The 19487-nt window shown below is 63.5% G+C and carries 19 protein-coding genes and 1 tRNA gene; 11 read left to right on the plus strand and 9 right to left on the minus strand.

Features of this window, described 5'->3' with window-relative positions:
* Positions 1-12 precede the first annotated feature (12 nt).
* Both ABEA50_RS07345 and ABEA50_RS07350 read right to left on the minus strand, forming a co-directional pair.
* Positions 13-327, minus strand: coding sequence for a hypothetical protein (locus tag ABEA50_RS07345; protein WP_345494287.1), 315 nt, complete (start codon positions 325-327; stop codon positions 13-15).
* Positions 328-741: 414 nt separating this feature from the next.
* Complete coding sequence (locus ABEA50_RS07350) at positions 742-2340, minus strand: alkaline phosphatase D family protein (protein WP_345494288.1); 1599 nt, start codon at positions 2338-2340, stop codon at positions 742-744.
* 355 nt (positions 2341-2695) lie between these two features.
* On the opposite strand from ABEA50_RS07350, the gene ABEA50_RS07355 reads away from it, so the two are divergent.
* The 3 genes from ABEA50_RS07355 (at position 2696) to bla (ending at position 5695) form a co-directional block, all read left to right on the plus strand.
* Entirely contained in the window at positions 2696-3121 is a 426-nt protein-coding gene (locus ABEA50_RS07355; protein WP_345494289.1) for a Fur family transcriptional regulator, read from the plus strand.
* A 68-nt stretch (positions 3122-3189) separates the two neighbouring features.
* Entirely contained in the window at positions 3190-4653 is a 1464-nt protein-coding gene (locus tag ABEA50_RS07360; RefSeq protein WP_345494290.1) for a catalase, read from the plus strand.
* A 130-nt stretch (positions 4654-4783) separates the two neighbouring features.
* On the plus strand, positions 4784-5695 hold the full coding sequence (gene bla / locus ABEA50_RS07365) for a class A beta-lactamase (protein WP_345494291.1): 912 nt from the start codon (positions 4784-4786) through the stop codon (positions 5693-5695).
* Positions 5696-5701: 6 nt separating this feature from the next.
* Here bla and ABEA50_RS07370 read toward each other — a convergent pair whose 3' ends face one another.
* Positions 5702-6070, minus strand: coding sequence for a hypothetical protein (locus ABEA50_RS07370; protein ID WP_345494292.1), 369 nt, complete (start codon positions 6068-6070; stop codon positions 5702-5704).
* Positions 6071-6761: 691 nt separating this feature from the next.
* On the opposite strand from ABEA50_RS07370, the gene ABEA50_RS07375 reads away from it, so the two are divergent.
* Entirely contained in the window at positions 6762-8003 is a 1242-nt protein-coding gene (locus tag ABEA50_RS07375; protein WP_345494293.1) for a cytochrome P450, read from the plus strand.
* Positions 8000-8584 (plus strand): TetR/AcrR family transcriptional regulator, encoded by a 585-nt coding sequence (locus ABEA50_RS07380; RefSeq protein WP_345494294.1) that lies wholly within the window; start codon positions 8000-8002, stop codon positions 8582-8584. Before ABEA50_RS07375 ends, ABEA50_RS07380 begins: the two co-directional genes overlap by 4 nt.
* Before the next feature lie 30 nt (positions 8585-8614).
* On the opposite strand, the gene ABEA50_RS07385 is transcribed toward ABEA50_RS07380, so the two are convergent.
* Entirely contained in the window at positions 8615-9844 is a 1230-nt protein-coding gene (locus ABEA50_RS07385; protein WP_345494295.1) for an FAD-dependent monooxygenase, read from the minus strand.
* Positions 9845-10045: 201 nt separating this feature from the next.
* Between ABEA50_RS07385 and ABEA50_RS30905 the strand changes: the two genes are divergently transcribed.
* The 4 genes from ABEA50_RS30905 to ABEA50_RS07400 all read left to right on the plus strand — a co-directional run bounded on the left by ABEA50_RS30905 (position 10046) and on the right by ABEA50_RS07400 (position 13973).
* Positions 10046-10492, plus strand: coding sequence for a hypothetical protein (locus ABEA50_RS30905; RefSeq protein WP_425577574.1), 447 nt, complete (start codon positions 10046-10048; stop codon positions 10490-10492).
* The gene (locus ABEA50_RS07390; protein WP_345494297.1) at positions 10437-11369 is read left to right on the plus strand and encodes a S66 peptidase family protein; all 933 of its coding nucleotides are present in this window, start codon (positions 10437-10439) and stop codon (positions 11367-11369) included. The genes ABEA50_RS30905 and ABEA50_RS07390 overlap by 56 nt, the downstream gene beginning before the upstream one ends.
* A gap of 703 nt (positions 11370-12072) precedes the next feature.
* Positions 12073-12846, plus strand: coding sequence for a type II restriction endonuclease (locus ABEA50_RS07395; protein WP_345494298.1), 774 nt, complete (start codon positions 12073-12075; stop codon positions 12844-12846).
* A gap of 59 nt (positions 12847-12905) precedes the next feature.
* The gene (locus ABEA50_RS07400; RefSeq protein WP_345494299.1) at positions 12906-13973 is read left to right on the plus strand and encodes a DNA cytosine methyltransferase; all 1068 of its coding nucleotides are present in this window, start codon (positions 12906-12908) and stop codon (positions 13971-13973) included.
* A gap of 411 nt (positions 13974-14384) precedes the next feature.
* Here ABEA50_RS07400 and ABEA50_RS07405 read toward each other — a convergent pair whose 3' ends face one another.
* Positions 14385-15059 (minus strand): HAD family hydrolase, encoded by a 675-nt coding sequence (locus ABEA50_RS07405; protein WP_345494300.1) that lies wholly within the window; start codon positions 15057-15059, stop codon positions 14385-14387.
* Positions 15056-15397, minus strand: a complete 342-nt coding sequence (locus ABEA50_RS07410; protein ID WP_345494302.1) for a type 2 periplasmic-binding domain-containing protein — start codon at positions 15395-15397, stop codon at positions 15056-15058. The genes ABEA50_RS07405 and ABEA50_RS07410 overlap by 4 nt, the downstream gene beginning before the upstream one ends.
* A gap of 247 nt (positions 15398-15644) precedes the next feature.
* On the opposite strand from ABEA50_RS07410, the gene ABEA50_RS07415 reads away from it, so the two are divergent.
* Positions 15645-16265, plus strand: a complete 621-nt coding sequence (locus ABEA50_RS07415) for a site-specific integrase (RefSeq protein WP_345494703.1) — start codon at positions 15645-15647, stop codon at positions 16263-16265.
* A gap of 126 nt (positions 16266-16391) precedes the next feature.
* On the opposite strand, the gene ABEA50_RS07420 is transcribed toward ABEA50_RS07415, so the two are convergent.
* The 3 genes from ABEA50_RS07420 to ABEA50_RS07430 all read right to left on the minus strand — a co-directional run bounded on the left by ABEA50_RS07420 (position 16392) and on the right by ABEA50_RS07430 (position 18843).
* Positions 16392-16465: transfer RNA gene (locus tag ABEA50_RS07420), tRNA-Pro, on the minus strand.
* A 60-nt stretch (positions 16466-16525) separates the two neighbouring features.
* A complete protein-coding gene (locus ABEA50_RS07425; RefSeq protein WP_345494303.1) occupies positions 16526-17779 on the minus strand; it encodes a hypothetical protein in 1254 nt (417 codons plus the stop codon).
* A 101-nt stretch (positions 17780-17880) separates the two neighbouring features.
* Complete coding sequence (locus ABEA50_RS07430) at positions 17881-18843, minus strand: metallophosphoesterase (protein ID WP_345494304.1); 963 nt, start codon at positions 18841-18843, stop codon at positions 17881-17883.
* Positions 18844-18968: 125 nt separating this feature from the next.
* Here ABEA50_RS07430 and ABEA50_RS07435 point away from each other — a divergent pair, with 125 nt between their 5' ends.
* Positions 18969-19433 (plus strand): GatB/YqeY domain-containing protein, encoded by a 465-nt coding sequence (locus ABEA50_RS07435; protein ID WP_345494306.1) that lies wholly within the window; start codon positions 18969-18971, stop codon positions 19431-19433.
* Positions 19434-19487 lie beyond the last annotated feature (54 nt).

Below are 19487 nucleotides of genomic sequence, written 5' to 3' on the forward strand. Positions count from 1 at the left end.
TCCACTTTCTCCTCAAAAGCCGGCGGCGACAGGTCCGGATCGTGCGTCGCTGTATGGCCCGTACCCGCCATCGGGGTGCCCGCCGAATTGGCCGTAGGGATAGGAGCCATAGGGGCCATAGGGGCCGAAGTCGTCGTAATCCCAGGTTGATCGGAAGCGTTGTGCTTCGCCAGGACCGTTGACCGGGGCCTTGGTCAGATCGTTGTTACTGGTGACCCGGACGGTACTGTCCTCGCCGCTCGCGGTCGCAGAACGAACCGCTTTCGCCGCGGAGATCACGGCAAGCGCCCCGACCAAGGCGGCGTGCCTCCTACTCAGATCACCCATTCTGTTTCTCCTTGTCATCGGAACAGACACGGCGCAACGTCGCGTTCGGAACTCACTGCGCCGACCGGACGCATCGGCTGAAGCAGTTGAAGATCAACGAATCGAGAACCGCCCCAGGTGGTCCATGAGCACGGGCACCCCCACCTACGGTGCGCAAAGCCTGTCGATGATCACACACCATCGCGAATTCACGGCTCACCGTCGAGCCGTGTCGGTGCGATCGCCGCTGCGCAGCGCGGTTGTGAGCCTCAGTGCGCGAACACCTGGAAGACAGTCCGGCTTCTCGATCACAAGCATTGCGAAAACGATTGCGAAGCAATGATTCGCGTGTCGGCGCTGTGAGATCGCGGTGTATGCGTGGCCGAACTGTCGCAGGTGGGGCGTGCGCTAGGTTCGGCTGCGAAACCCGCTGGATTACGACGAAGCCAGCCCCAGCTCACTCACCTTGACCAGCTCACCCGGACGCCGCGCAGTCTCCAAGATGAAGCGGGTCGTGCCCGCGGATGTGTCCAGCGTCGCGATCGAGTTGCCGAAATGTGGTCCGCTTTCCTTGCGCCAGCGAATCGGGTCGGGGGAGATGCCGCGTCGGTCTGCGAGTCGGCGCAGGGGGACGGCGATCGAGCGCGCCCAGGACAGGCTGAACACCGTGCGGAAGATCTTCGGTGGATCGTTGTGGACGGGTGAGCATACCAATTGCAGCACTTGGGATTTGGTGGGCGAGGGGTAGGCGGCGCGGGCGACGTAGCTGTGGTGCACGTCGCCGGACAACACGCAGATGGTGTTCGGTGCGTCGGGTGCGGTGCCGATGCGATGGATCAGGTGGGCCAACTGTTCGAACGAGGCACGGAACGCGGGCCAGTGCTCGAGATCGGCGGCCTGGCGCACTTTCTCACCGAGCCATCCTCGCCAGCCGGGGAGTCCGGCGGCACGCTCGTTGAGCGACTGAAAGTGGCTGAGCGCGTGCGGCATCAACCATGGCAGTGAGGAACCGATGAGCAGATTGTCGACCGCACCTTCGGCGTTCGCCTCGAGCCAGTCGAATTCGTCGGCGCCGATCATCAGCCGTTGACCGTCCAGAATCCGGCCGCTGCGGGTGTCGAGCACCAGCAGTCTGGTGCGCCCGAAATCGCGGCGAAAGCTCCAGCTGGTTGGTTTGCGGCCGTCGACCTCTTTGTCGGCTTGTTCGGCGAAGTTCTCCAGCAGCTCTTGGACATCGGTGCCGGCTTCGGTGACCGCGCGGTAGAGCTCGTTGTTCGCGAGTTCCTTCGGGCCGAGGTTGCCGATGTGCTGATACACCCAGTACGACGCGAGTCCCGCGCGAATACGGGCTGGCCACCACGGCTGTTCGGCCATTTGTTCGCGCCAGGTGCGCGAGGTGTTCCAGTCGTCGCGCACGTCGTGGTCGTCGAAGATCATCGAGGTAGGCACCGTCGACAGCAGCCAGCGGATCTCTGGGTCCGACCATGTCTCGTGATAGAGCTCGGCATATTCGCGGAAGGACACCACTTCGTTCTTCGGTTCCGCTTCGCCGCGTCGTGCCGCCAGCCATTCCCGAATTCGCGGGGTCGGTTCGTCGGCGTACACCTGATCGCCGAGTAGCAGCAGTGCGTCCGGCCAGTGCTGTTCGGGCAGGTCTCGCATGCGCAGCGCGTAAGCGTCCAGTGCGTCGGGTCCCGCGGTGTCCGGTTCCTTCGAGTCGGGTGTTGCCTTGGCCGCGCGGCACGATCCGAACACGATCTTCTCGACCGGTCGGGTGCGGATCCGGCACGGCGGAAAGCTCGATTCCGGTTCCGGCCACACCGTGTTTGCGTCGAGTGCCACCGCATAGGGGATGGAGCTGTCGGCTTTCAACCCCTCGATGACGACCAGTGCGAAGTGCTGCTCACCCACCCGGAACGTCCGTGCTCGTACGCCGAGTATGTCTACTTCGCACGCCTGGCTCGTTTCCACCCACACGCTCGCGGAGGTCGCGTCGACGTGTCGTAGCACCGGGCCCAGAACCAGCTCAACCATACGAAGAAGTTACTGCGTTGGCGGACAATGGAGTTGAGAAAGCCCGGTGATAGCGACCAGCGATCATCGATAAGAAACGCCGCCAAGTCCCGAAGACTTGACGGCGCTGAGTCACCGGACGTCATAGGGCATCGCGGGCTCGGGGCCGACGTCCCACAAGCGCCTCTCGGCGGGTGGTCGCTCGTAGCGACAAATGGGGTGAGGCCCGGGGCTGTCCGGACGCCGACAGGTGTTCCAACAGGGGCGGGGGTCGGGGTATTCCACGCCGCAAATGTGAGGGCGCCACTCGGTGGCGCGCTAAAACTAGATCTGTTCTATTTCTTGACTTATTCCAGAAAAGTAGCACCATGGAGGCATGCGCACCATCGGAACCGATCCCCGCGAGTGGTTGCGGGCGGCTGGGCTTCGAGTCACGGCACCGCGGATCGCCGTGCTGGAAGCGGTTGCCGCCCAGCCACATTCGGATGCCGATCGGGTGGCGGCGACGGTCAGGGAAGTCTTGGGTTCGGTGTCGACGCAGGCCGTGTACGACGTGTTGCGCGCCTGTGTGAGCGCCGGAATACTGCGCCGGATCGAGCCCGCCGGCTCGGCCGCGCTGTATGAGACCAGGACCGATGACAACCACCACCACCTGGTGTGCCGAAAGTGCGGCACGGTCGCGGATGTCGACTGTGCCGTGGGCGCGGCCCCCTGCCTTGCCCCCGAGGACGCGCGTGGATTCGCGGTCGACGAGGCCGAGGTCGTGTTCTGGGGTCTGTGCCCGACCTGCCGTTCGTCGTAGCGGCGCAACATCCTGACCGTCCGGATCAGCCCATCCGGACGTTGGTATACAGCCGAGGAGGCTTCGATATGACCAAGCCGACCACCACCAATACCGGCATCCCCGTCGAAAGCGACAACGAGTCGCTCACCGCGGGAACGCAGGGACCGATTCTGCTGCACGACCACTACCTCATCGAGAAGCTGGCCCAGTTCAACCGCGAACGCGTACCGGAGCGCATCGTGCACGCCAAGGGCGCGGGCGCCTACGGCGAATTGGTGGTGACCAACGACGTCAGCAAGTACACCAAGGCCAAGCTGTTCCAGCCGGGTGCGCGCACCGAATCGCTGGTGCGTTTCTCCACCGTCGCCGGTGAGCAGGGCAGCCCCGACACGTGGCGCGACCCACGAGGTTTCGCGGTGAAGTTCTACACCGAGGACGGCAACTACGACCTGGTCGGCAACAACACCCCGGTGTTCTTCATCAAGGACCCGATCAAGTTCCCCGACTTCATCCGTTCGCAGAAGCGCCTGCCCGGCAGCGGGCTTCGCGACCACCACATGCAGTGGGACTTCTGGACGTTGCGTCCGGAGTCCGCGCACCAGGTCACCTGGCTGATGGGTGATCGCGGTATCCCGAAGACCTACCGGCACATGAACGGTTACGGCTCGCACACCTACCAGTGGATCAACGCCGCTGGTGAGCGCTTCTGGGTGAAGTACCACTTCAAGACCGATCAGGGCATCGACTACCTGACGCAGGACGAGGCCGACCGCTTGGCGGGCGCCGACGCCGATTACCACCGCAGGGACCTCTACGACACGATCGAGCGCGGTGAATTCCCCAGCTGGACACTGCATGTGCAGGTGATGCCGGTGGCCGACGCCGAGGGCTACCGCTTCAACCCGTTCGATCTCACCAAGGTGTGGTCGCACACGGACTACCCGCTGATCGAGGTCGGCAAGTGGACCTTGAACCGTAATCCGGCGAACTACTTCGTCGACATCGAGCAGGGTGCCTTCGAACCGTCGAATCTCGTTCCCGGCATTGGTTTCTCGCCGGACAAGATGCTGCTCGGACGGGTATTCGCCTACGCGGACGCGCATCGCTACCGCATCGGTACCAACTACGCGCAGTTGCCGCCGAACGCACCGAGGGCCGCGGAGGTGAACTCCTACTCCAAGGAGGGCGCGATGCGGTATCACTACAATGCGGCGGATGTGCCGGTGTACGCGCCGAACTCGGCGGGCGGACCGCACGCGGATCCTGAGCTGGCCGGTGACGGTGGCGACTGGGCCTTCGATCCGACGATCGTGCGCGCCGGATACATCGAGCACGCCGAGGACGGCGACTTCACCCAGGCGGGCACGATGGTGCGCGAGGTGTTCGATGACGAGCAGCGTGCGCGGCTGGTGGGCAATGTCGTCGGGCATGTGCTCGACGGTGTGCGCGAGCCGGTGCTGAGCAGGGTGTTCGAGTACTGGAAGAACGTCGACCCCGAGGTGGGTAAGCGCATCGAGGAAGGTGTGCGTGCGGGGCTGGCCGACGAGTGATCCGGTAGTCGTTGGTAGATAACAGGTTTCGACAACCAGGGTGGGCGGGTGCCGATAAGGTGCTCGCCCACCCTGGTTTTCGCCGGTGAGGGTGTTTGCCGGGCGCTCGGCGGTTTGGCAGCATCATGTCATGGCTCGTAACCGTCGAGCGGTGTTCGTCACCGTTGCTCTGCTGCTCCCACTGCTCGCCGGATGCGGCGCGAGCTCCGAAGATGCCGCTACGCCAGCCGCTTCGGTGTCCGAGAAGAACACTGCCGAGAGCTCCGGTTTCGCCGACCTCGAGCAGAAATACGACGCACAGCTGGGACTGTTCGCCATCGACACCGCGAACGGGAAAACAGTGGGCAACCGAGCCGACGAACGTTTCCCGATCCTGTCCACCTTCAAGACCTTGGCGGCGGGCGCGCTGCTGAAGGCGCATCCGCTCGATACCGGATACTTCGACAAGGTCATCCATTACACCGAGCAGGACGTGGTTGCGAACTCGCCGGTGACCAGCGTCAATGTCGCGCAAGGAGTGACCGTTGCGCAGCTCGCCGAGGCCGCGATCACCCAGAGCGACAACACCGCTGGCAATCTGATGTTGCGTGAGCTCGGCGGTCCGCAGGCGCTCACGGACTTTCTACGCAGTATCGGTGATCAGGTGAGTCACCTCGATCGGTGGGAAACCGAACTCAACACCGCGATCCCCGGTGACGAGCGCGATACGTCCACGCCCACGGCGCTTGCCAGCGATTACCGCGCCCTCGTTCTCGGTGATGTGCTTGCGGCGCCGGAGCGTGAACAGCTCATCACGTGGTTGAAGGCGAACACCACGGGAGACGCGCGAATTCGGGCTGGTCTGCCCACGGATTGGGTCACCGGTGACAAGACCGGGACCGGGGATTACGGCACGGCCAACGCGGTCGCGGTCACCTGGCCGGAAGGTGGCAGGGCGCCGATCGTCATCGCGATCCAGACCCGCAAGTCCACCGAGGACGCGGAAGCGAACAATGCGTTGCTCGCTGACGCGACGAAAATCGTTGTGGAACAGCTGAAATAATCGCGCCTACGAACGGGTCCCGGCCTGCGTGCGGTAGGCGCGCAGGCCGGCGACACCGATGATCACGTCGGCGGCTATCTCGAAAAGCGCCGCGAACCACGAGAATCCGTTGACCTTCGCGGATTCCGGTGGGTTGATGAAGCTGTCGCTCAACGGCCCGAACCAATCCGGGAACAGATGCACGAGGATGAATCCCGCGGCGCTGACGAAACCGATCACGATGGCGGCGAGGGGAGCCGCGCGGTGACCCAGGAATACCAGCACGATCGTCGCGAGCGCGAGAATCATTTGTATCGTTCCCAGCGTCATCACTGTGCTGGAGACGGTGTTCATTCCCCTACGCAAATGATCGGCGCCGTGGGTTATCAGTGCCACCGCGAATAATATTGTTGCCCAGCGTAATTGGGTGAAGGCACGGTCGGTTTCTCGAAGTGGGGTCGAGTAGGTCATCATGCCTCCGATCGTCGTGGCGCCGGTGCCATCGACTACTACCTAGTGTAGTAGTCGATGCTGTCCTCGCGCTAGGGCAACGCGCCCGGAGGTCGGCGGACTCGCTAGAGCAAGCCCCACCAATAGACCAAGCAGGCTAGCGCCCAAACCACCACTGTCTCCATGCAATGCTCCCGCTCTCGACGACCCTGACTGTCGTCCCATCATCTCCCGCCCGCGCCGAACGCGCTGGCCAGTCGACTCTATCCCGTTAAAAATGGCGCATCTACCTGCGTGAATACCCTTGCAAGGTGTTCTTAAGTGCGCGCTAAGCAGGTGCTTGCATTGTTGGTGTCGGCAAGAGGAAAGCCACACCACAGCTAGGGGAGGGCAAGCCACCGTCAGGGGTGGATACGAACACGAACTGTCTCGAGGGGTGACAGCTCGACGTTCGTCGCAGTCGCCGGACCGGCCTTCGAGGGGTTGGTCGGTCCGGTGAATGTGGCGCAACCTCCTACGGCTCTTCCCGAAGCTGAACGGCGACCACGGTGCGTCGCCACTGCTGAAGGTAACCAATGGCGCGGTCGAGCTTTCCTCGGGGCTAGACACAATTGCATATTTGTCTTACCGTCATAACATGGTTGTCGATTCGTATCATGGAGCCTCGGCATCGTCGCCCGCGGCCTTCGAGCTGTGCTCCGGGGCGAGCTGGGCGGCGCCGTGGGCAATGTATGCGGCGCTGCGCGAACACGACCCGGTGCACCATGTGGTTCGCGCGGGCAAGCCGGGCCGGGACTACTGGGTGCTCGCACGCCACGAGCACGTCTACGCCGCCGCTCGCGACAGTGCCACGTACTCCTCCAGCGACGGCCTCACCGTCGAATACGGCGAGCTGGAACAGATCGGACTCACCGACAACCCGCCGCTGGTGATGCAAGATCCGCCGCAGCACACCGACTTTCGCAAACTCGTCGCTCGCGGCTTCACACCGCGACAGGTCGAGCAGGTGGAACCCGTTGTGCGCGGATTCGTGCGCGAACGTCTCGACCGGCTCGGTGAGCAAGGCGGCGGCGATATCGTCAAAGACCTGTTCAAGCCCTTGCCGAGCATGGTCGTCGCCCATTATCTCGGTGTGCCCGAACAGGATCGCGATCGCTTCGACGGCTGGACCGACGACGTCGTCGCTGGCAGCATCGACGCCACCAACACCAGGGCGCAGGCATCATCGATGCAGATGATGGGGTACTTCGCCGAGCTCATCAAGCGTAGGCGTTCCGATCCCGGCGACGACACGGTGTCGCTGCTGGTACAGGCCGGAATGGCGGCCGACGACGTGGACGTGCGCGGCCTCGTGCAGATCCTCGCCTACACCTGGACCATGGTGGCCGGTGGCAACGACACCACCACCGGACTACTCGGGGGCGCTGTGCAACTGCTGCAACAACACCCCGACCAGCGTGCGGCGCTCGCCGCCGACGCAAGCCGAATCCCCACGGCCATCGAGGAATTCGCGCGGCTGACCGCACCCGTGCAAGGTTTGGCCCGTACGACGACCCACGACGTGGAGTTGAACGGCAAGACGGTGCCGCGAGGACGCAAGGTGCTGCTGCTGTTCGGTTCCGCCAACCGCGACGAGGCCGCGTTCGGTGCCGATGCCGCCGACCTGAATATCGACCGAAACCCGCAGCGAATACTCACCTTCGGGCACGGCCCACACCACTGCCTCGGTGCCGCCGCCGCTCGCATGCAGGCGAGGGTCGCGATGGAGGAACTGCTCGACCGCTTCCCCGAATACGTCGTCGACATCGATGCGGTGGAATACGCGACAGGACCGTACGTGCGCCGCCCCATCACCGTGCCGTTCCGGTGCGCGGCATGACCGGCTGGTTGGCCGACGATCGCGCCGAACTGGCGAGTGAACGTATCCTCGACGCCGTCCGTCTGCTGTTCATGGAGCGCGGCGTGCACGGGGTGGGGATGAACGAAATCGCCGAATCCGCGGGCTGTTCCAGGGCTACGCTGTATCGGTACTTCGACAACCGTCATGCTCTGTACGTCGCGTTCGCCGGTCGAGAAGCGCGTCAGGTGATCGAACGGGTCTGGCGGGCAAGGGCGGAAGACGCCGGTCGAGACACCGGGCAGCGGTTGTTGGACACGTTGGTCGATCTGCTCGCCGAGGTGCGTAAGACTCCGCACGTCGCGGTCTGGTTCGAACCGAACAATGTGGGAATCGTTGCGCAACTGGCGAATTCATCCGAAGTTGTCGATGTTCTCGCCACCGGATTCGTCGCGGAATATCGACCGGATCTCGCTGATTCCGCGGCGCGTCGGCTGGGGCAATGGGTTGTGCGCGCGATGGTTTCGTTGCTCACCTTGCCGGGGGAAGGGGAAGACGAGGAGCGGGCGATACTCCGTGAGTTCGTGCTGCCGCTTCTGCTCGACGGAGAAGGTACTCGATAGCATCGGGCATGCCCGCTCTCGCGTACTGCACTACCGTGCGACGGGTTTCGTCGGATAGTCCGGAAGCTCGTAAGACTCTGTCCTGGTGAGCATCTTCATCATCAACGGCTTCATGACCTTGGTCGTCATGAATCGGTTGAGGGCGTGGCCCGCGCTGATGCCCAGGCTGCTCCTCGGCGTCATCGCCTTCACCCCGCCGGGCGGTAGCGTCTGCGCTTTCGCCACGAATGGCCGCAGTTGTCGGTCGTAGCGCACCAGCGCCTGCACGAGGTGGTCATGGCTCGCGGCGATTTCCCCGGCGAGCAAGTATGCGCCGATCAACGCCATCGCCGTGCCCTGCCCGGTCATCGGTGAACCGCAGTAGCCCGCGTCGCCGAGTAGAGCCACTCGACCGTGATACCAGGCGGGCATCTCGATCCTGGCCAGCTCATCGAAATAGAAGTCGGTGGCGGCGTCCATCGCCGCGACGACCTCGTGTGAGATCCAGCCGCCTTGTGCGAGGCTCTCGCGAATCAGTTGTTGCTGTGCGGGGACGTTGCGCCGGAGGGTGGGGTCGATGTCGTGACGGATGGTGATGATTGCTTTGGCGGTCGCGGGATCGGCGTCCGGGCGAATGCCGACATTGGCGCCACCGACGACCGAGTGCATCGTAAACCAGTGTGGTTCCACGGTATTGGGCATCGGGATAGTGAAGTAGGACATGTACCCGCCGAGATAGGTCGAATACTCTTCCTCCGGCCCGAAGACCAGGCGCCGCGTCGCGGAATGTAATCCGTCGGCACCGATCAGGAGATCGAACCGCTCGGTGCCCCCCGAGGCGAAGGTGACCTCGACCCCCGCTTCGTCCTGCGCGACACCGGTAATCCACTCGCCGTACCGGTAGTCGACGGCCCCGGTCTCGGTCACCGCGTCGAGCAACACCTCATTGAGATCCCCACGGGTGATCTCGATTTCGGCCACCCCACCTTTTCCGTCGAACATCTCCGCGGGCATCCGCACGACATCACGCCCCGCGCTGTCGACCATCTTCATCCCACGCTCATCGAGCTGATACCGCCGAATCCCCGGCATCAACCCCATCCGCCGCGCCACCTCCTCGCTCGGCCCCCGCAAATCCACCGCCTGCCCACCCGGCCGCGCCGCCGCCGCACGCTCCACCACGGTGACCGACGCCCCGGCCCGAATCAGCTGCAGCGCAACCGCATTACCGCCGATCCCGCCGCCGGAAACCACAACCCGCGCCTGGCTACCACTCGTCATCGCACCGACCTCCCTTGTAGAGCATTTGTCTAAGACATATGTCTAACAGATATTTGCACGAACGTCTAGTACAAATGTTCAAATCGGTGCCGACGAAGCCGCATCCGGCGTGTGAGCAGGGTTGCGGTGCGCTGTCGTTGCTGGTCCCCCGGTCAGGCTGGCGACAGCCCGCAGTTCACGGCCGTGTTGGACGCGACTGCGGTGCCGAAACTCGGCGGTGGCCGAGACCGGATACGTCCGGAACGGGTGTTAGCTGACAAAGCCTATTCCAGCCGTGGTAATCGGAGCTGGCTGCGGCGCCACGGGATCAAGGTCACCGTCCGACCAGGTCACCCGCCGGCGCGGCCGAGCCGGCGGGTGACCGCACGCCTTCGACAAAGTTGTCTACCGGGACCGCAACGCTGTCGAGCGAGGCATCATCCAGCTCAAACAGTGTCGGGCCGTGGCCACTCCCTACGACAAACTCGCAGTCCGCTACCTGGCCGTCCACAACACTTCGATACAAGCCATTGGCGCCAAGCTTTGGATTCGCGGCTACAGTCACCCGATCGGATCCGAGCGTGTCGACGAAACCGCAAGGGGTGTAACTCATATGGCTCAATCGAAACTGTCGGAATGGCTCCCGTGGCCACGGCTCCAGCCCGGTGACCGCGTCCGGCTCGTCTCGCCTGCCAGCTTCCCCGACGACATCGAGGGGATCGACTACCTGGTGCGATTGCTGAATGGCTGGGGCATGGTGGTCGACGTCGGCGAGCATGCCATGGACAGGCGCGGCTACATGGCAGGGGCCGACGAAGACCGGCTGGCCGACCTCAACGCTGCCTATAACGACCCCGGTGTGCGGGCAATCGTCACGACCAGAGGAGGGGCAGGCGCTTACCGCATCCTCGACGGCCTCGATTACACTGCGATCCGCGCCGACCCGAAACCGCTGGTCGGATTCAGCGACATCACCAACCTGCACCTGGCCATCTGGCAGCGCTGCCATGTCCCCGGTATTCACGGCTGCTTGGTGGGTGACCAGGCGATCAGCACCGCCCGCCACTTGTTGACGAGCACCGAACCCGCAGTGCTGCAACGTAACCCACGCCTGATGTCATCCGCAGCTGAGATCGAGGGTCGGGCGCGAGGATTTTTGATGGGTGGCTCGTTGGCAGCTCTGGCTGGATTGGTCGGCGCCGGGCTCCCCGATCTCACCGGTGCGATCCTGTTGATCGAAGCCGAGCGCACCATCGGCCTCGGACAAGTCGACCGACAGCTCACCCAACTGCTCCGCTCCGGCGCACTGGCAGGCATCCGCGGTGTCGCACTGGGTCGTTTCCCCGGCTTCGAAGACTACACCGACCGCGGCTGGAACCTGATCGACGTCCTCCGCGACCGCCTCACCCTCCTCGGCGTCCCTGTCCTAGGTGGCCTGGAACTCGGCCACGGCGACAACCCCTGCTCCGTAGCGCTGGGTGTTTCCGCCGAAATCGACACCGGCACCGGCACTCTGAAGCTCGATCCACCCGCACGTCCTGTATGAACGCTCCAGTTTCGACCCACCCCGCCCATCGCGCATTTAGACTGAGCACACAGGGAGCAACGAATTCAGCGCGGGTGATGTGGTGATCTTTCCCAGCCGTTCACCGGCATCCGCGGAGTAGTACGCGAGGTCGACAACCTCCGAGCCAGACTACGAATCGACTTAGCCGAAGGTCTGGTACACCGAGATGGAGGCGCACTAGTCGGCCGCCACCACACCCTCACCGCCGAGTTCGACGAAGTCGAAACGAGAAAGGCCCCGGCCGGTTGCCCGGCCGGGGCCTTTCTGTCGTCTCAACCAACGAGTCGGGGTGGCGGGATTTGAACCCACGACCTCTTCGTCCCGAACGTTGCTCCCGAGTGCTGGCTGCGATCGCTCAGTATCGCTGAGCTGCGGTGAAAGGCCGCTGAGTGCTGTCCCATTTCCGACTGTTACGGATGGTCTGCTGCCTAACTGCTGCCTGTTGAACATCTAGAGAAACCGTAATCCGGCCAGACCTGACTACGGATCAGTAAGGTCCAGTGGGCCTGGTCACTTGGGCACAAATCTGTTCCAGCACGGTACCGCTTTCCAGACGAGAGATCCCGGCTCCGAGTTGATGTGGCGTCGGCGGCTGATAGTTCAGTTGTCGGCGGCCAACCATTTAGGGCTGTACGACTGGACCACCGTGAGGACGGCACTGCCACCGTGAGATGCTGCCTCCATGATGGAACAGCTCGACGTGGAGGATTGGCTGCGAAGCCAGTGTGCAGCATACGGTTTCGGCCTCGGCGGCGCGTACCGCGTTCGCGGTGACCACGCTTGGCCACTTGTGGCGAACGATGAGGACGACCTGTCACAGCAACTCACGTCCGGGGGGCATATCCTTCCGCTCCCGAAGGAGCCTGCAGCCCTGGCAAATGTCCTTGAGGTCGGCATTGTCGGATTTCTGATGGACCGGATCGAGGCGGTTGACGGTGCCGAAGCTGAACGTGGCACGGAGCGTGGCTATCCCGACCTGGAGATAAGTGGAGAAACATTTGGAGGCGGCTTCCATGCAGTAGACATCAAGGTCGCTAGGCGGGCCGTCTCGAAGAAGGGCAACGTCTTGAACAGGACACAGAGCGCTATCACGCTCTATACGGGCAATACATACTTCCGCCATCCCTCCATGCACTTCCCTGGAACCTTTCGCCCGTTCGCCGACTACAGCTCGCACCTCGACGTTCTCGGTATCTACACCCTCAATGAAGAGACTCCCGGCCGTGTGGACGATCTCGAACTGATCGTTCAGCAGCCCTGGAAGATCGCTAGCAAGCAACGCTCTTCTACCACTCGTGAGTACATCGGTGCGGTGCAGGGTATCGACGCATTGCGCCAGGGCGAAGGGGCCTTTCAGACACCGGAAGCCTTCTACACCTATTGGCGCAAGTACAAGTTCAAGACCGCTCGAGTGGTTGAGCAGATGTTCGCCAAGAGGCTTGCCGAGGAGCCCTGACCTGTGCTGACGGCGCGCTATGTGCATCGGTGTCAGCCGCCCGTGAGAAGCTATCGGGCATGGCGAGCACACATGGGGTAGCGATCTCTCTGTTTTCCGGCGCTGGAGGGCTTGATCTGGGCGCTGAGCTTGCAGGGTTCGACGTTCGCGCCGCAGTCGAACGTCACGTAGACGCATCGATGACGATGGAGAAAAACTTCCTCAAGCTGGAATCGCCTGTGCTTCAGCAGGATATCCTTGAAACGTCCACGGCTGAGATACTGAAGGCCGCCGGGCTCCGCAAAGGGCAACGTCCCGACCTGCTTGTTGGAGGACCACCCTGCACACCGTTCTCGAAGAGCGGATTCTGGCTTGAGTGGAAGCGTTCAGGATTAGACCCCGACGCTACCCTTCTGCAGGAGTACACCCGGGTCCTGCGGGAATCCCAGCCTCGCGCCTTCGTGCTTGAGAACGTTTACGCCCTGACGTACAACAATAAGGCGAGTCGTCCTGCGTTGACACGTCTCCTTCGTGAGATCGACGAGGCGGGCTACGACTGCAACAAGGGGGTTTTGAACGCTGCTGACTACGGCGTGCCACAGGCTCGTCCGCGACTGTTCATCGTTGGCACGCCCAAAGGCAAGCCAACACCTGCGCTCCCGAACGCCACACACGGCGGCAGTTGGGAACGTCGCACGACAGGTAGTATCGACAAGCCCCATACGACGGCGGGTGAGGCGCTAGAGGGGCTGGTCACTTCGCCAGAGCGTGAGGAAGTTCTTGGCGGACAGTATGGCAAGCTGTTGGACGATATTCCGCCAGGTGGAAACTATCTCCACTACACCGAGGAAAAGGGGCATCCAAACCCGTTGTTTAAGTGGCGGAGCCGCTACTGGTCGTTCCTACTGAAGCTCGATCCCAATAAGCCATCCCCGACGATTCAGGCGCAACCTGGTCCTAACGTCGGCCCATTCCATTGGGAAAACCGTCGGCTTCGCGTTGCTGAGGTGAAGCGACTGTTCACATTCCCCGACGAGTTCGAGTTTGTGGGTAATCGAGCGAGCATCCAGTATCAACTAGGCAACTCTGTGCCGCCGTTGCTGGCCCAACGAGTGCTCGAACAAGTTCAGGCCGTGCTTCGACGGTGAGATGACCTTCTTGACGTGTCTGTCCGGGGCCAAACATCCGGGAATGAAAGCGGGGGAACGCCCTCTCGTTTTTGGTCGCAACCCAGGCGGTTGAGCGGGCAGGGTCCGGCCGATCCATTTGCGCGATTGCGGGAGGTAGGTCGGGTACGGCTCCCGTCGTGCCCACACTGCTCGATTGATGCAAGAAGCGGTCAGATAGGAATAGCCAGCGTTCTGCCACGTCGTCAGATCGGCGCCGACGTGCCGACGTGCCGGTGCGACGCCACATCAGCACCGGGGCGCGGCGCCGCGCGGCGGTGCCGGGCGGCGCACCAGCGCCGCCTCTTGATCCTGTATGGCTGAATTCGGCAACAACCCGCGCAAAGCGAGGCGCGAGGGTAGTCGGGGCAACGGCCGGTGACGTGCGCGGGACTACACGTGCTGCTTGAGTGCTTGCCGGAGTTCCGCCATGCGGGTGATCGTGGCGGCTGGTCGGAAGGGGGCGAAGCGGATGGTTTTCTCGGGGCGGTTCGCGAATGCGATTGTTCTGACCCCGGCGGCGTTGCCTGCTTGCACGTCGGTGGTGGAGTCTCCGACGAATATTGCGTCGTCAGGGGAGCAGTCGAACGTGTCTAATGGGTCGAGCAGCAAACGGGGGGCGGGTTTGAGGATCGAGGGATCGGCTGATGTTCGGGCGAAGATGCCGCTGACGTACGACCGCAGTCCGTATGCGTCGAGGTAGGCGCCGATCGCCTGAACTGAATTATTGCTTGCTACAGCGACTTTCATGCCGGGCGTCCGTGCGGCCTCGGTGATGAACTCGCTTGCGTCGGCGGTTGGTCGTGCGGAGCCGACTGCTTTGGTTTCGATTTCGGTGAACCGTTGCTCAACCTGTTCGGCGATATCGGGCCGTGATTCTGCGACGTAGCGAAGGATGTCGAAGGGGTCGGTGCTGGTGGCGACTTCGGTTGGCACAGTGCCGATTACGTCAACAAGCTCTCCGGCCGCTGCATGGTCGGGTATGCCTGAGAAGACAGCGCAGATCGGGCCGTCGAAGTCCAGGAGGACGAGTCGACGACCACGCAACAGCTCGGCCAGTGCGGTCACAGCCGGTAGTCCCTGGCTACTGAGGTCCAGATGCTGTCGAACCAGAGTTGCGATTGTTGTACGAACTGGCTGTCGTTGGAGTCGGGGTCGTTGTCGTGGGCGTGTTGGAACAGGGTGGCGTCTTTGCCCATGAGGTCCCAGATCGCCGTGGCTTCGCCGTCGAGTTTGTGTTCGCGGACGGGGTAGTAGCCGAAGAAGGCTTGTTGGCCGTTGAGGATGTAGAGCTTGAACAGGGGGACTGCGGGGTAGGAGCGGATCTGTGCTGTGGCGCTGGTGACGAGTCCGAGTTCGGCGAGTTCGTGGACGGAATCCACGATCGCGAGTGCGTGGCGCTCCATGATTTGGGTTGCGCGGCGGCGGAATGCGGGGCTGTCGGTAAGGTCGTCGGTTTTGGCGGGGGGATCGACGCGTCGGGTACGAGGAGGCGAATCGACAGGGATTCGGGCGAAGGCGTCCTTCGCGTGTCCGGTCGATCGGCTCTGCGATCGCTCCGTGCAAGGTCTCTCCGGAGAATCCGGCGAAGTCGATAATCGAGGCTATGCCATGACCTTTCGTATCGACCACGCCGACGAAATGGCAATCGACATGCAGCGCGTCGCCGCTGCCAACTCGAATCCCGTGGCCTCGACCCACTCACGGTCGCTATCAACGTCTTCGCCGAAACCGGTGCCGTCCCCACCTGGGACACCAGCGACGACTACGACGACGGCTACGACCTCGACGGGTGGGCGGCATGAGTACCAAGCCCACGGACCGCAGCAAGACCATGCGGAAGGTGAACCCCGTTGTCGCTCGCGCTGCCACGCAGACCAGAAAACCGCGAAGAACATACACGGGGCCGCTGCATCAACTGAAATCGGATCGAAAACAACCCGGATTCAAAGACCGGGTGGTCCCGTCATCGGGGACCGGTCAGATGAGAACGGCGAAGTCGAATCGGAGGTGTTCGGCGACTACGAGAAGGCTGTGAAGGCCGTTGCGCGCAACGAGCACGGTGGCGTTCGCTTCCACGACTTGCGCGATATGGCCGGTACCTGGCTGGCCGATGACGGGATGCCGCCGCACAAGATCGCTGTTGTTCTCGGGCATGAGAACGCGACTACGACCATGCAGTACTACGTGCGTCGCGTGGAGGATTGGGACGCGGTTCGTCGGACGATGGGCGACGGTGACGACGACGGCTCCGACGGCATACTCGTGAGCTGACCTTGTTGAGATGCTGCCTTTTCGCTGCTTACGAGCCTCGACCCGGCCGCATTCGTCCCCGACAACGAGTAGGGCCCCTGACTATTGATGCTAGTCAGGGGCCCTACTGTCGTCTCAACCAACGAGTCGGGGTGGCGGGATTTGAACCCACGACCTCTTCGTCCCGAACGAAGCGCGCTACCAAGCTGCGCCACACCCCGTGGATCGAACCTTTAGAAGCTTACAACAGGGTGGGGCTGGGTGTTAAACCGGCTGGTCAGCTAGTTGTCGTGGGCGCGGATGGTGGTGAAGACGCGCTTGGCGGTTTGGGGGTCTACGGCGTTGGGGACGCCGGTGTCGGCGGCGATGAGCATGACGAAATTGCCGTCGTCGTTGGGGTAAGCGACGGTGTAGATGGAGTACGCGGTGGCGCAGCCTGGCCTCGCGTTGGGGACAGTGCCCTTGGTTTCCACGAACGTGCCGTGCTGGGTGCCGTCGATCGAACTCAGTGCGGCGGGGACGCTCGGCGTGGTGGACGAGGTGGACGGGTAAGCCAACTTGGCGGTTTGCGCGCCGACTTCGGTTGCGGCGCCGGTGGAATCGAGGTTCTTCGAACCGGTGATGAAGGCGACGGTGCGGGTGGAGCCGGGGCAGTAATTCTTGCCGTCGGTGGCGTAACCCTTGCCGGAAATGGCGCGGTTCCCTTCGCCGAAGCCGCCTGCGGTGCTCGGCGGGGCAACGGCCCATCCGGCAGGAACGTCATAGGCCGCACCGCTTTCCGGGGCGAGCACCACCTGGTAGCCGGGGACCATCGGCGCCTCGGCTTTGGGGTTGCCGTGTGGGGCGGTACTCGTCGAAGGTGGCTGTGCCGGTTGGTCGGTGGCGAGTGCGCTCACCATCGAAGGGCGCGCGCCGCCGGAATCCGCGTCACCGGATTCGTGCCCGGTCAGTGCGGCGGTCGTCGCTGTCGCGGCGCCGACGACAACCAGTGCGGCGATCCCCACGACGAGCAAGGGCTTGCGCCGCACGCCGCCGGTTGCCGGATAGTGCGGTTGCGGGGCGCCCCACGGCGGCACTGGCGGGCTGCCTGGCGGTGCTTGCGCCGGGCTCCCCGACGGCGTAGGCGCAGGGCCGAGTGGTGTCGGTGCCCGCCCCTGCTCGATTTCCGGGCCGACCGCATACGGCGGCACCGCTACATCCATGGCGGACGGATCGACGCGACCACCGGGGAGGCACACGAGTTGCGGTGTGCCTGTGGCCAGCTCGGGATCATCGATGTGTTCGCGCAGATCAATACTCTGCTGCCACGGTGACGGCCGACGCTCGTCCTCGTCCGAATACGCTGGCGCATCGGGGGATTGCGGAACGGGTGCGGCAGCCCATTGCTGCGGCCATGTGCCCTGTATCCCGTCCAACTGAGCATTGCGCTCGGCGGGACGCCAAGGTGTGCTCAGCGACCGATTGGGCTCGGCCCGCTCGATCGGGACCGGCTCCACAGTGGTGAATTCCGCTGCACCGGAGGGTGGTTGCCGCAAAGGAAAAGCGTCGGGGGGTTTCGAAATCGTCGAATCGTCACGTCGATTGTCGAATCCACCCACGGCCGTCCCCTGTTTGATACACGTTTCAGGAGGTGACCTTAGCGGGCAACGGCCTCCGACGCCGAAACACCCTGCCCGCTGTCGGTAAGTGGCCGCTTCGGCGGCGCGGCGACGAGGGTGAGCAGTGTGGCCTCGGGACGGCAACAGAACCGGTACGGCGCCCACGGCGAGGTGCCGATGCCCGCGGAAACATGCAACTGGGTGTGCTCGCCCCAATTCGAAGGGCCCTTGACTCGCGAACGGTCGATACCGCAATTGGTGACCAACGCGCCGTAGCCGGGCAGGCAGAGCTGGCCGCCGTGCGTGTGTCCCGCGAGCACCAGGTCGTAACCGTCATCGGCGAACCGGTCGAGTACGCGTGGCTCCGGCGAGTGCGTCAGTCCGATCCGCAAGTCCGCCAGCGGGTTCGGCGTACCGGCGACGCTGTCGTAGCGATCGCGTTGAAGGTGTGGGTCGTCGACGCCCGCGGTGGCGATCCGAATTCCGCCGACCTCGAGGTCGCGGCGTACGTGGGTCAGATCCAACCAACCGCGCTCGGAGAAGGCCGCGCGCAGATCCTTCCACGGCAGCGGGTCACCGTAGGTGCGCCGATGATCGGTCTTGAAGTACTTCAAGGGATTCTTCGCGACCGGCGCGAAGTAGTCATTGCTGCCGAAAACGAAAAGACCTGGGCGCGAGAGTAATCCGCCGAGCGCTTGGACGACGGCGGGCACCGACTTCTGATGCGACAGATTGTCGCCGGTGTTCACCACCAGGTCCGGCTCCAGGCGCTCCAGCTCACGCAACCACTGCTGCTTGAGCTTCTGCCCCGGCATCATGTGCAGATCGCTGATGTGCAGCACCCGTAATGACGACGATCCGGACGGGAGCACCGGCATGGTGGCCTCACGCAGAACGAAGGCATTGCGTTCGACCAGCGAGGCGTAGCCGATACCGGCCACCGCGGCCCCTGCGGCCCCCAACGCGGTCGTTCGTATAGCTGTGGTCGAGATTACGGGCATTTGCCCAGCATAGGTGACCCTGTCCAGGAACGCCGAGTGTGTTTACGCACAAATGCGTCTGTGCACTCGCCTCATCGGCACAAATGTGGTGGGCGTGCCGGGGCGTAACCGCTAGCGTGAGCGGTATGTCGGAACTCAAATCGCAGCTGCGGACGGACTTGACCGCCGCGATGAAAGCCAAGGACACGCTGCGCCTTTCCACCGTGCGGATGCTGCTGGCCGCCATCCAGACCGCCGAGGTCGCCGGTTCAGAGGCGCGTGAGCTCTCCGACGCCGAGGTCATCGCGGTATTGCAAAAAGAAACCAAGAAGCGCAGCGAGTCGGCGGAGCTCTACGCCCAGGCGGGTCGCGGCGAACTGGCCGCGAACGAGCACGCCGAGGCCCGCATCATCGACGAGTACCTGCCTTCCCAGCTGAGCGAAGCCGAGGTGGCCGATCTCGCCGATACAGCCATCGCCGAGGTCGCCGAGGAAATCGGCGAACGGCCAGGCATGCGGCAGATGGGCAAGGTCATGAAGATCGCCACCGCGCTGGCCGAAGGCAAGGCTGACGGTTCGCGGATCTCGGCGGCGGTCAAGGCGAGGTTGTAGACACCGACCACACAACGCGAAGGGCCCGCGAACCGATCGGTTCGCGGGCCCTTC

The sequence above is a fragment of the Nocardia callitridis genome, from assembly GCF_039543305.1.
GTDB classification, from domain to species: Bacteria; Actinomycetota; Actinomycetes; order Mycobacteriales; family Mycobacteriaceae; genus Nocardia; species Nocardia callitridis.

Coding starts and splice junctions, on each gene's coding strand:
- ABEA50_RS07345 (WP_345494287.1), bottom strand. CDS start 327: ATGGGTGATCTGAGTAGGAGGCACGCCGCCTTGGTCGGGGCGCTTGCC.
- ABEA50_RS07350 (WP_345494288.1), bottom strand. CDS start 2,340: ATGGTTGAGCTGGTTCTGGGCCCGGTGCTACGACACGTCGACGCGACC.
- ABEA50_RS07355 (WP_345494289.1), top strand. CDS start 2,696: ATGCGCACCATCGGAACCGATCCCCGCGAGTGGTTGCGGGCGGCTGGG.
- ABEA50_RS07360 (WP_345494290.1), top strand. CDS start 3,190: ATGACCAAGCCGACCACCACCAATACCGGCATCCCCGTCGAAAGCGAC.
- bla (WP_345494291.1), top strand. CDS start 4,784: ATGGCTCGTAACCGTCGAGCGGTGTTCGTCACCGTTGCTCTGCTGCTC.
- ABEA50_RS07375 (WP_345494293.1), top strand. CDS start 6,762: ATGGTTGTCGATTCGTATCATGGAGCCTCGGCATCGTCGCCCGCGGCC.
- ABEA50_RS07380 (WP_345494294.1), top strand. CDS start 8,000: ATGACCGGCTGGTTGGCCGACGATCGCGCCGAACTGGCGAGTGAACGT.
- ABEA50_RS07385 (WP_345494295.1), bottom strand. CDS start 9,844: ATGACGAGTGGTAGCCAGGCGCGGGTTGTGGTTTCCGGCGGCGGGATC.
- ABEA50_RS07390 (WP_345494297.1), top strand. CDS start 10,437: ATGGCTCAATCGAAACTGTCGGAATGGCTCCCGTGGCCACGGCTCCAG.
- ABEA50_RS07395 (WP_345494298.1), top strand. CDS start 12,073: ATGATGGAACAGCTCGACGTGGAGGATTGGCTGCGAAGCCAGTGTGCA.
- ABEA50_RS07400 (WP_345494299.1), top strand. CDS start 12,906: ATGGCGAGCACACATGGGGTAGCGATCTCTCTGTTTTCCGGCGCTGGA.
- ABEA50_RS07410 (WP_345494302.1), bottom strand. CDS start 15,397: ATGGAGCGCCACGCACTCGCGATCGTGGATTCCGTCCACGAACTCGCC.
- ABEA50_RS07415 (WP_345494703.1), top strand. CDS start 15,645: ATGCAGCGCGTCGCCGCTGCCAACTCGAATCCCGTGGCCTCGACCCAC.
- ABEA50_RS07430 (WP_345494304.1), bottom strand. CDS start 18,843: ATGCCCGTAATCTCGACCACAGCTATACGAACGACCGCGTTGGGGGCC.
- ABEA50_RS07435 (WP_345494306.1), top strand. CDS start 18,969: ATGTCGGAACTCAAATCGCAGCTGCGGACGGACTTGACCGCCGCGATG.